At 38.4% G+C, this 12,256-nt stretch carries 10 protein-coding genes; 4 read left to right on the top strand and 6 right to left on the bottom strand.

What is annotated here, in order from left to right; all coding sequences use genetic code 11:
- Positions 1-61 precede the first annotated feature (61 nt).
- From ACFG4S_RS15265 to rpmI, 6 genes are all read right to left on the bottom strand, one after another.
- Positions 62-631, bottom strand: a complete 570-nt coding sequence (locus ACFG4S_RS15265) for a peptidylprolyl isomerase (protein ID WP_392535589.1) — start codon at positions 629-631, stop codon at positions 62-64.
- 118 nt (positions 632-749) lie between these two features.
- Positions 750-2,732 (bottom strand): primary-amine oxidase, encoded by a 1,983-nt coding sequence (locus tag ACFG4S_RS15270; RefSeq protein ID WP_392535590.1) that lies wholly within the window; start codon positions 2,730-2,732, stop codon positions 750-752.
- 320 nt (positions 2,733-3,052) lie between these two features.
- A complete protein-coding gene (locus tag ACFG4S_RS15275) occupies positions 3,053-3,577 on the bottom strand; it encodes a tetratricopeptide repeat protein (RefSeq protein ID WP_392535591.1) in 525 nt (174 codons plus the stop codon).
- A gap of 152 nt (positions 3,578-3,729) precedes the next feature.
- Positions 3,730-4,545, bottom strand: coding sequence for a transporter substrate-binding domain-containing protein (locus ACFG4S_RS15280; protein ID WP_392535592.1), 816 nt, complete (start codon positions 4,543-4,545; stop codon positions 3,730-3,732).
- A 12-nt stretch (positions 4,546-4,557) separates the two neighbouring features.
- Positions 4,558-4,914: a 50S ribosomal protein L20 gene (gene rplT / locus ACFG4S_RS15285; protein ID WP_392535593.1), complete on the bottom strand. Its 357-nt coding sequence runs from the start codon at positions 4,912-4,914 to the stop codon at positions 4,558-4,560.
- Between the two features lie 19 nt (positions 4,915-4,933).
- Positions 4,934-5,131 carry a 50S ribosomal protein L35 gene (gene rpmI, locus ACFG4S_RS15290; protein ID WP_392535594.1) on the bottom strand — a complete coding sequence of 66 codons (198 nt, stop codon included), beginning with the start codon at positions 5,129-5,131 and terminating at the stop codon, positions 4,934-4,936.
- Positions 5,132-5,940: 809 nt separating this feature from the next.
- Between rpmI and ACFG4S_RS15295 the strand changes: the two genes are divergently transcribed.
- From ACFG4S_RS15295 to ACFG4S_RS15310, 4 genes are all read left to right on the top strand, one after another.
- Positions 5,941-7,014: a Rieske 2Fe-2S domain-containing protein gene (locus ACFG4S_RS15295; protein WP_392535595.1), complete on the top strand. Its 1,074-nt coding sequence runs from the start codon at positions 5,941-5,943 to the stop codon at positions 7,012-7,014.
- 481 nt (positions 7,015-7,495) lie between these two features.
- On the top strand, positions 7,496-8,842 hold the full coding sequence (locus ACFG4S_RS15300; RefSeq protein ID WP_392535596.1) for a cytochrome P450: 1,347 nt from the start codon (positions 7,496-7,498) through the stop codon (positions 8,840-8,842).
- Between the two features lie 57 nt (positions 8,843-8,899).
- Positions 8,900-9,037, top strand: a complete 138-nt coding sequence (locus tag ACFG4S_RS15305; RefSeq protein ID WP_392535597.1) for a transposase — start codon at positions 8,900-8,902, stop codon at positions 9,035-9,037.
- Positions 9,038-9,156: 119 nt separating this feature from the next.
- Positions 9,157-12,072 carry an AMP-binding protein gene (locus ACFG4S_RS15310; RefSeq protein ID WP_392535598.1) on the top strand — a complete coding sequence of 972 codons (2,916 nt, stop codon included), beginning with the start codon at positions 9,157-9,159 and terminating at the stop codon, positions 12,070-12,072.
- Positions 12,073-12,256 lie beyond the last annotated feature (184 nt).

A 12,256-nucleotide genomic window follows, 5' to 3' on the forward strand; every position in this document is an offset into this window, starting at 1 on the left:
AAGAAAATCAAGCAGATATACAACCATTCTGACTCCTGAATTCTTACTAGAGAGGTATTACTTACTGGCGAAAAATTTCTACTTTTTCTAACACTACCTCTTGATTAGGACGATCTCTAGTCGTAGGTACATTGGCAATTTTCTTGACTATATCCATCCCTTGGACAACTTCACCAAAAACACTGTGTTTGCGATCGAGGTGAGGCGTTGGTCCTTCTGTAATGAACCATTGCGAACCATTAGTATTGCGTCCTGCATTTGCCATTGAGAGGATACCCGCATTAGAGTGTTTCAATTCAGGATGAAACTCATCTTCAAATTGATATCCTGGACCACCAGTACCCCAGCGGTTGGCCGTATCAAGATAACGAGTCAGGGGATCGCCACACTGAATCATAAAACCAGGGATAACTCGGTGAAAGCGAATCCCATCGTAGGCAGGAGTACCCTTCAGAGATTCACCACTCTTAGGGTCTTTCCAGTCGATTGTTCCGGTTGCTAGACCGACAAAATTTTTGACGGTGTTGGGGGTTCTCTCTTCTTCCAAACGAACTACAATTTCGCCTAAGGAAGTAATTAAACGAGCGTGCAATGTACCATCACCGGGAATATTAATTTCTGGAAAACTCATAAGATATGCTATGAATGAAAATTGCCAGTGTTTGACCTATATAAGCTTATCAGCATTCAAGTTACAGGTTGACAAATTACAAAAAAATCAACCAATAAAACTTGAGAAAAAAAATATTTTACTCTGGCAAATTAATGGCTGGATTACGACTAAAGAACCCTCTTGGTACTAGCTTAAATCCAACTCGGTGAACGGGCATCACAGGCCAATCTTCCGATCGCGGAATATGAGTTACGCCCATTGTGTACCACAGGACGATATCTTCACCTATCAATGATTCATCGTCGGCAATATATTTAGGTAAACCTTTTCCAGCCTGAGTTTGATTAGGATAATTGCCGCCAGCATAAAGTTCATCGGGTTTATATTTTGTTACCCAAATATGGTGTGTAGCAAATTGTGCCCGTTTACGAATTTTTGAGCCTTCCACAGGGAAAAATATGGAATTTGCTTCTGGCATCAGCATATATCCAGGCGCAGCGCCGAGAGCATTCTTTTTATCTGCACTCACAATCATCCATTCTCGATTGTGTTTCATATCCAGATTCCGTACAGCAGCCGTTTCTTTGGTTAATGGGGTTTCTGTGATGGCGATCGCATTTCCTAAAGGATTTTTTTCATCCATCGGTAAAGCGTTAACATCCATTTCCATCACCGAATTAACTTTACCATCTACATCCAAATCTAGGCGGTAGTTGAAAAAGTGTTGGTGATTGACTCCAAAAATATTCTTACCAATTAGCCGTCCATAGGAATTATCTTCAGATTGTTTTTCAGCAGCCGTTCCCTGTGCTAGTACAATACCTGTTAATTCGTTTTGTACTTCTAAAGTTCCATCCTGGTGAAAGATCCAATTAATGCTGTAATCGTAGTTGTCAACTGCTGCCGTCATCGTCAGCACTAATTCTCGATTGCGACGGACATCATTACGTTGAGTATTATAATCATAATGCTTCCAGAGCATTCCGTTATCGCGCTCGTAGATACCAATAACCCCTGGCATCTTGTAAGGTTCTCCCTGTTCATTAGCAAATATTGCATCTAATAAAAGTCCATTTTCAGGAATTTCCTTACCTAACTCCATACTATTTGCTAATAAACCGAGGTTGTATTCCCCAACATCAAAGGCATTTCTAAATGACCAAGTAGGATCGGGATCGCCATAAGGAACTACCATTTCCGAGAGGCTAGCGCGGTATAAAACTGGTCGGATATTTTCGCCATCTTTATATGTCACTTCGTACAGCATCAATCCACTACGGGGATGCATTAGATAGCGGAAATTCCAACCTTGCCAGCTAATTTTGCGATCGTTAATTTGGAAATTTTTACCATTAGGTTGGGAAATATTTAATGCTTTTAGCGGTGAAAGCAATTTGCCCAAAGACTTCACATCATAATTCCAATTTTCTTGGGAAAAAGGTACTTTTCCCCGATCGACAAAACTGGCAATTTTTCCTGTATTTAAATTGACCGTTGCTACTACTCCTTCAATGGGACTACCGTAATAATTCCAGCCTTCGCCTTTGTAATAAGATAAGCCTCGACAAAGACGATTACCTGCTGCTTCTTCCTGTTTACTGAGGATTCCGGGTGCCCACAAACTGATTTTCACTCGATCCAAATCGGTAATTCCCCGCCTTTGCATTGCTTTTTGCCATCGGGGATCGGCTTTAATTACCTGGATTCCTAGTTGATATTCTGAATTGACAATGGCAGGTTGGACAGAGGGTATTTCTTGCCAGGAACTTAAGGTTTTGCTTTTTAAGTCAACGATACCTTCATAGGTTTTATTTTGGGAACGTTCATAGATTACCAAAAAAGCTTTTCGCCCAAAAGCTTTACCGGGTGTAAAATTTAAGACTTCTTCTTTATCAGGTTCTTGTAAAGCAATAAGTGGAAAAGCTGCCATTTCGCTCAAAGTTTTTTCTTTTTTGATAACCGAAACAGCTGTACTAATTTCTGCCTCTGTTAACGAACTCAGAGGATGGGAAATCGAAGGCTGTTGAGCCGTCAATATTTCCATTAGTCCCAGGGAAATAGAAATCATGACAATGATGGCAATAGCTAGCCACAGAAAACGCTTTAGCCGCTTAATCATCTTTTACATTTTTACAAAAGACTTATACTTATCTATTTCCAACGCTAAGATTGAAACCCGATAAAATATAGAAGCTAAAGCCAAATTAATTTCCCAAGAGTGTCCCTAATTGAGAAACTCAATATATTCCTTTAGCGAGTTGATGTAGCTCATAATTTATGAAGAGAAATTAACTGGCTCAACATCGGTGAGGACAGCAGTATGCACGACGATCATAAATTATCAAAAATTATGGAGGGACGTATTGCAATACGCTCCTCCATAATTTTGCGTCGCTCCATCTAAAATCGAAAATCCAAAATTATTTGACTTCTCAGCAATTAAGCCGAAACCAAACGGCGTAAAGATTCAGCACGACGTTTAGCAATAGGGTTATTTGGAGCTAATTTGAGTGCTTCTTCGTAAGTTTGTAACGCCTGAGTAGTTAATTTTTTCTTCTCATAGGCGTGACCAAGATTATTTAATCCTGTCACGTAATCTGGTTTAGATTTGAGAGCTTCTTTGTACTGGCGAATTGCTAAGTCATATTGCTCTTGGGTAAAATAAACATAGCCCAGCCCGTTGTAAATGGGAGCGATGTTTTCTTCTTCCTCTTCTTCGGCAGCTTTGAGAGCTTTTTGAAATAAGGCGATCGCCTGGGAGTACAGTTTTTTTTCTGAATAAATACTGGCTAACTCATAATATTCTTGAGTTGTGCCCTTTTCTTTCTCTAACTTCTTTCGCAATTTTCCAAAGGAGCTTTCAATCTTACGAGTTTTGAAAATCTGGCGTAGAACACCCACGGCTGCAATTGTGAGTATACCCACCAAAACTGAGAGGTAAACAACGGCTAGACTGTTATCCATTGCCTGCAAATAGAAATATTAAAAGTTGTTTCTGTAATCTATTATCAACGTATTGGAGAGACAAGGGAGACAAGGGGATAAACAAAACTCCTAACTCTTGTACAGAGGCGATTCATCGCGTCTCTACTCCTAACTCAGCACTCAGCACTGACTCAAGGTAAACCCCAAAATTGAGCGCGTTGTTGGAGCCAACCTTCTGCTATGTAACGAGCGATCGCTTCATTCACTCGTCGTCTTAATTCATCGTACTGCAATCCTTTGGGCATCACTACAGACAAGGGTTCTGTTGAGAGCTTGATTGGTAGTAGCCGATATTGGGGATATTGTTGCACCCAACCACCCAGAACGCTAGCATCTGCGGCAAATGCTACAACGGCATTATTTTCTATTTGCTGTCGCGCTTCTTCGTAGGAATTTACTCCTACTAACTCGGCGTTTGATAAATAGTACCGGACTTTAGCAATTGTACTGGAGTTGTTCAGTACGGCAATTTTTTGTTTTGCCAAATCCTTTAACTCCTGTACAGAAGCATCTTTGGTAATTAATACAGTGCTATCTAAGTAGTAGGGAACACTGAAATTAACGATGCGGCTGCGTGAAGAAGTTGCTGTTACCCTGGCGATCGCCAAATCAACTTTTTTGTCTAAGACTACAGACAGGCGATCGCGATTCGCTACGGGTTTAAATTTGACAGCATCTTTTTTACCTAGCAAGTCAACTGCTAAGTGCTGTGCCAAGTCAATTTCTAAACCTTGCAAATTGCCGCTATCATCTTTAAATCCCAAAGGACGCAAGTTATCTTTAACTGCGATCGTTAAATAGCCACGCTGCTGTATTTCTGCCATTTCGGCGGCAGATGCAATTAATCCTGTGCCTAGAAAACAAAAGCACAAAACCAAAATAATAGTAGCGGATAATACCAGATGTAACTGGGTAATTGCTTGCCATCTGTTACATCGGTTATTCATCCGTTACCACCTTTATCCTTTTGCTTGAATTGCCAATTGTGCGACTTTACCAAAGCTGGCTGGATCGAGTACTGCTAGTTGCGCCAACATCTTGCGATTTAGTTGAACATCAGCTTTTTTCAGGTTACCGATCAACTGGCTGTAACTCAAGCCGTGTTGCCTTGAAGCCGCGTTGATGCGAGTGATCCAGAGGCGACGGAAATCGCGCTTTTTCTTTTTGCGATCGCGGTAGGCACTTCGTAGCGCCTTCATCACTTGTTGATTAGCAGTTCTAAACAGAGTTGAATGGGAACCGCGAAAACCTTTAGCTAGTTTGAGAATTTTATTGCGGCGCTTGCGAGCTACATTACCGCGTTTTACCCGTGTCATAACTTAATTCCTGAAGGACTTACAAATATGGGAGCATCAAGCGTACATTATCTTCATCGCGTTCATGTACAAGTCCACTCTTGGACATGTTCCGCTTTTTGTTAGAAGATTTATGCTCTAGAAGGTGGTTTTTGAAAGCTTTGCGACGGACGATTTTGCCTGTGCCGGTGGCACGGAATCGCTTCGCTGCTGCTTTACGAGTCTTAAGTTTAGGCATTGTCTAGCTTTAATTCGACACAATCCCTGATTATATACTAAAAATATAAATTTTTAAGGGAATAGTTTATTTTCTCAGCAATTCTAAATTTTAGAGCAACCTAAGGAACGTGGATTAAATTAAGATGCAAAAAGAAAAGATGCAAAATCTCATCCTGTCTCTAGCTTCCCTCTCCTTTATAAGGAGAGGGATTGAGGGTGAGGTAAACCAGGGACATAAAGTGTATGTTATTTAATTCTTATTCCTAAGTGTGATTGCCGTAGAACTTTTGCAATTAACTTATCTACACGGCACTCAACCTTCAGTCTCTGCCATTGAGATCCTTAACCCGCTTGAACTAACTCAGGATTTTAAGTATACAGGTACTGTGGCGAGGTTGGTTAATGTCCCGTCTTTAGTTGGTAGCTGGTTTGCTTATCAAATATTTTTTTTAAATCTAATAAATGTATTTAAAAATACAGTTAATTAAACAATAGTCTAATTAACTGTATTTTTCACAGCGATCGCAGAAGTTTTCGGTCTATTGATAGATAACATTAACTGGAGTATCATCTAATTTTAAAAATTAGCTCATCTATTTTTAACCTGCAACAAGTACATTAATATCAGGTAATTGTCCAAGTTATTAAGCTTTAAAAAAAAAGTACTAGTTTAAAGTGGTGTATTGCAGCATTTAAGTAAAAAATAAATTGATTACCGAAATATTTTGTTAGCACTTAAACTCATGTGAAAAACCTAGTTTTAGTCTAACAATCAGTTTTCTATCTTAAAAAGGTCATATATAGAGTTAAGTATTAAAAGTAGAACAAATGAAAAGTATTTTTGAAGAAGCCAAAGAGCAAAGTCAAACTAAACCGAGAACAGAAGTCGATAAAAAGGCGATGAATCTTGCCGCTAGCTGGTATGTTGCTATGGACTCCAAAGCTTTAGTCAAAAAGCCAAAAGCTATAGACTTATTTGGTGAACACTTAGTAGCGTGGCGAGATCAAAAGGGACAGCCAGTAATCATGAAGCGTTACTGTTCCCATATGGGGGCTAGTCTGGCAATGGGTAAGGTAATAGACAATTGTATCCAATGTCCTTTTCATCACTGGCGTTTCGATAACGTGGGGCAGTGTATTTCTATACCCGATTTAGACCATATTCCCCCAACATTTCGTCAAACTACTTATGTTACTGAGGAAAGATATGGTTACATCTGGATTTGGTATGGTACTCAGACTCCTCTATTTCCTTTGGTTGAGTATAAGGCTGCTGAAAGCCAGAGGCATAACTATATGACTTTTCGTTTTTCTTACCGTACCAAAACCACTGTGTTGAGAGTGATTGAAAACGTCTTTGACCAATATCATGCAGCCGCCTTACATCAGCTACCAACTACTTCCCTTCAACTTACTGTGCTTGATGAAAATTACTTAGCACAACAGAGCGAACTACCCATAAAAAAAGAAGCTTGGTTTGGAGTTTTTATTGAAGGCCAGATCAAGAGGTATGTTGGGTTAATCGGTGTAGTAGCTCATATTTTAGGTATAAAATTTGAGACAATTACACTTTACATAGACGGTTATTCTGGCGGAACTTTGACAAAATATTTTTTAAATGGTGAAGAGAAGTTTCAGGCACTCCAGAGCAGCACTCCCATTAGTAAAAACCACACAATCTTGAATGGGTTGTTCTCGATCAAGAAAACTGGCAATATTTTCCTGGATTTAGCTTACTATCTCCTGTTCGGTTTGCAAAGCGCATTAACTGTTTATCAGGATGTAGCAGTCTGGAATAACCTAAATCCAGATGAGGGTGGAGCTTATATCAAGTATGACAAGGGAGTACTGAAGTTTAGAGAATTCTATCAAAGTTGGGTTAATAAGGTCGAAGTTGAATAGCACTAGCAAAAGCTAGCTATTAGCAATTCTATTTAATTTACAAACTTACTCGTCAATAGGGTAGTACCTGCACCAGTTTGCAGGGACTATCCAAACTCTAATTGTCAATTAAATAATGTAATGACTAAAGTTTCATTTCTCGATCGTAACACGACCAAAAGTTTGATTTTTCCCCTCATATCTAACGTTAAAAATAGTTCAACTCAACTGTCACACTTTTCAATACATTTTGAACTTAATTTTTAATAATAAATTAAACTGTGTTTTATTTATTTTTAATCGGTAGTATTTATTATCTACTTATTATTTAATGGTTCATCCAAAAGCTTTAAATAAAAGGTATGGTTTGGAATATTCAAATTCCAAGATTAGACTTAATACAACTAAGTAAGCTATTCATGCATGATAAATTACAAATACAAATGCCTTGGTCTACGCATATCCAATATAGAAAATATGAATTACTTAACAACTACTAAAAATGACTAATAATATATCTAGCTTACCTTATCCAAAAGGTAAATTTCTATTAGGAAACTTGCCTGAATTCATTAGAAATCCACTAGAATTTATCACGAAATGTACCTATGAATATAGTGATATAGTTCCGCTACGTATAGGTTTTAAAACAGCATTTATACTGACAAATCCTGAGCATGTTGAACAAGTGTTGAAAAACCAGGAATTGTTTATTAAAGGTCAAGGGTTTCGTATCCTAAAAATGCTGATGGGTGAAGGTTTGGCTACTACTGAAGGAGACACTTGGTTTCATCAGCGGCGTTTGGCTCAACCTATGTTTCATAATAAACAGATCGCAACCTATGCAGACCTCATGGTTGGCTCTACTGTGCAAATGCTCAACAACTGGCAAGAGGGAGAAACTCGTGATATTTATGCAGATTTGGAGCGCATCACCTTAGAAATCTTGGCTAAAGCAATTTTTAGTCTAGATTTATCAGAAGAAGCTGCTAAAGCTTTAGTTTTAACTACACAAGAAGGAGCGCATTGGTTTGAAATTAAGCGTAAACAAAGTTTTTTGATTCCTAATTGGGTTCCTACACCAGAAAATCTTCATATCAGAAATGTTGTTAAGCAAGCTGATAAAGCTATTTATGAAATAATTTCTCAGCGACGTATCAGTAATAGTAGTAAAGAGCGGAAAGATTTGCTGTCGATGTTGATGGAAGTTCGTGATGCGGAAGATGGTAGTCAAATGACAGACAAGCAAATACGAGACCAACTAGCTACTTTTATGTTTGCAGGTCAGGATACCACAAGAATTACATTGTCATGGGCTTGGATGCTTTTATCTGAGTACCCCGAAGTACAAACTAAACTGCTTGCAGAGTTACAAGAAGTACTAGATGGTCGCCTTCCTACCTTTGTTGACTTACCACATCTGCGTTACGCTGAAATGATAATTAAAGAAACAATGCGTTTTTACCCAGCTATACCAATACTCAGTCGTGAATCAATTAAAGACTGTAAAATTGGTGACTATCAAGTTCCTAAAGGAAGCCACGTTATTTTTGCTCAGTGGGCAATGCACCGCAATCCTCGTTATTTTGAAGAACCAGATGTATTTAAGCCAGAACGTTGGGCTAATGACTTAGAAAAGCGACTTCCTCGAGGATCGTATTTTCCTTTTGGAGATGGTGGCCGGATTTGTATTGGTAAAGCATTTGCCATGATGGAGATGGTTTTAATACTAGCAACAATTACGCAAAAAATTCATTTAGAAATTGAACCAAATCATCCTATTGTTGCTCAATTAACATTTACACTCAAGCCAAAACATGGTATCAAAATGATCGTTAAAAAACGCTAATGGGAATTGCTATAACCGTTAGTTTCAGTAGGAAAAAAAGGTGGTCATCCAAGGGAAGTGGATGTATGTTCGGTACTCAACGCCATTTTTTCTGTATTGAGACAAGTATTTACCTGGCGAAACCTACTGAGAGAGTTTCCCAATTTGCAAAAGGTATATACTTACTTTCGCAATTGGCAAAAAGACGGAACATAGATCGGCATCTATGACCGACTTAGAGGTTGGGTGAGAGCTGAAAACGAGCGAGTTGTTACGGCATTAACTTTGTACTACGTCAGAAACACTATTGTAAAGACGTGATTTGGAAAAGCTATATGAATTTTTCGACTTTAGTAGAATTACTACAGTATCGTTTAGAATATCAAACACATCATAATACTTATACCTTTCTCAAAGATGGTGAAACCGAAACTGAGTATTTAAATTATCAACAGCTAGAGCAAAAAGCACGTGCAATTGGTGCGTATCTTCAGTCACTTAATGCCTACGGTACCAGAGTTGTATTGCTCTATCCACCTGGGTTGGAATTCATTGCAGGATTTTTTGGATGTTTGTATGCTGGTGCTATTGCAGTTCCCACTTATCTACCACGACCCGATCAAACGCTAAATAGGCTAGATGCAATCGTAACTGATGCCGAAGCGGAATTGGCTTTTACCACCACAGCTTTAGTTAACTACTTACAAAGTCGGTTTGCAGAAAACCCAAAGTTGGTAGCATTGAAGTTAATTGCCACTGATAATATTACTAATATTATTGATGCTGATTGGCATCAACCTGAAATCAACACAGACACATTAGCGTTTCTTCAGTACACTTCAGGTTCAACAGGTGCGCCCAAAGGTGTAATGATAAGTCACGGTAACATCATGCACAACCTGGCGATGAATGCAGCATGTAACGATTTACATAGCAGCAGTCCCACTATTACTTGGTTACCGTTTAGTCACAATACAGGAATGCTAACTGGAGTGGTACAACCACTTTACAGTGATTTTCCTGTGATTATTTTGTCACCACTCGACTTTCTGCAAAAACCGTTACGATGGCTAATGGCAATTTCGCAATATAAAGGGGTTCTAAGTCTAGCGCCTAATTTTGCGTATGATTTAGTTTGTTTGAGAACAACACCCTCGGAACGAGCCAAACTTGATTTAAGTTGCTGGGAATTAGCTGCTAGTGGAGCCGAACCAATACGTGCAGAGACGATTGAAAGGTTTGTAACAACGTTTTCTCCATATGGGTTTCGTCGTGAAGCATTTACTGTAGCTTACGGTATGGCAGAAAGTGTTGTAAGTATTTCTGGTGGCTCTAAGCATAAACCAGTAGTTATTTTAGACATTGACAAAGCTGCGTTTGAACAAAACCGCGTTCTCGTTATGACGAATGCAGACGAAACGACCAAAAAAATAGTTGGTTGTGGTCGTACTTTGTTAGATCAAAAAATTGTAATTGTGAATCCCGAATCTTTAACCCAATGTCAAACAGGAAAAGTTGGAGAAATTTGGATATCAAGTCCAAGTGTTGCTCAAGGATATTGGAAAAATCAAAGTGCGACTGAAGAAACTTTTGCAGCATATTTAACAGATACAGGCTCTGGTCCATTTCTACGTACCGGCGACTTGGGATTTTTACATGATGGTGAGTTATTTGTTACCGGACGGCTCAAAGATTTAATTATTATTAGAGGTCGCAACTATTATCCTCAAGATATAGAATTTAGCGTGGAAAATTGTCACCCAGCTTTACAGGCAAATTGTAGTGCAGCATTTTCAATTGAGCTAGAAAGTGAAGAAAGACTAGTTATTACTCAAGAATTAAAGCAAACACATTTAGATAATGTAGACTTTAATGAAGTAACAACAGCGATTCGGCAAGCAGTATCCAAGTATCATAATTTACCAATTTACGCAGTCCTTTTGTTGAAGCCTGGGACTATTCCCAAAACATCAAGCAATAAAGTTAAACGTCATGCTTGTCGAGTTGGCTTTTTGAATGAAAGCTTAGAAACGATCGCTAGCGATATCGAAAAAATAGCAAACATTAACTTAAGTATTGGCGATCGCATAACTATCAACCGTAATCTACTGGCAGAGGTATCAACTGAAGAGCAGCAAGCATTACTTACATCATATCTTCAAGATACAATCTCTAGAATTCTTAAAGTTGAAAACAGGAGAATTGACTGTCAACAAACGCTTACTGATATGGGACTGGACTCTCTAATGATAGCTGAGTTGAGTAGTGTATTGGAATCAGAATTGGCATGTACCATTGATTCCACATTGATTTTTGATTATCCAACAGTATCGGCGTTAGCTAATTATTTAGTAAACGAAATTCTCGTCCTCGGTAAACCTACAACTACTTTGTATAATCCTTTAGTGGCAATTCAGACAGGAGATTTAAAAACTCCTTTTTTCTGCGTACCAGGAAGCGTAGGTACTGTATTTTATCTTCACGCATTGGCAACTCACCTTGGGTGTGACCAACCTTTCTACGGTTTGCAAGCACTGGGACTTGATGGCGATAAAGAACCATTATCACGAGTCGAAGATATTGCAGCTAATTATATTAAAGCAATACAAACTATTCAACCAACTGGACCCTATTTTATTGGTGGTCACTCATTCGGGGGTAAAGTCGCATTCGAGATGAGTCAGCAGCTACAAAAACAAGGTTCAACAGTTGCTTTACTGGCAATTATTGATATTCCAGCACCAATTCTTGACTTACAAATAAATATTGACTGGGATGATACAAAATCAATGATTGAACTTAGAAGTTTATTTGCTAGATTGCGAGGAAAAAAATTAGATATAGCCTCTAACGATTTAGCGCAACTCGCACCGGAAAAACAATTAAGTTATGTAATCGAACAGTTACAGGTATTTAGAGTTTTACCTATGAATGTAGGAACAAAGCAAATACAAGGTCTTGTAAAAGTTCTTCAAGCCAACCTACGTGCAATGGCAAACTACTTTCCAAGAGAAATATATCCAACACCGATTGCTTTATTTCGAGCAGAGGAAGTTCATCCTTGGGATGCAGCAACATGGCTTTCAGAAACAATACAAAGAGAAAAAGCATTTGGTTGGAATAAATTTGCAAATACATCACTGGAGATTTTTTCTGTTCCAGGCGACCACGTTACGATGATGGTTGAACCAAACGTTAATATTCTTGCCCAACATCTAAAAACCTGTCTCCGCACCAAATGTACATGTTAAATTACTTGTGATTTTGGTTAAAACTAATATATTAACTAAAACAAAGGATAAAGTGACTGTTTTTAACCTATATTCAGCAGCTTCTTTAAGACCAAAAATAATATTAAAATGCTAGAATTTGGGATAGTCATATTTATTATGTACTGATTTGAAGTTGATGAAGTAGACAATCAAAGTCCAAAAA

The organism is Nostoc sp. C117, from assembly GCF_043099735.1.
Taxonomy (GTDB): domain Bacteria; phylum Cyanobacteriota; class Cyanobacteriia; order Cyanobacteriales; family Nostocaceae; genus Nostoc.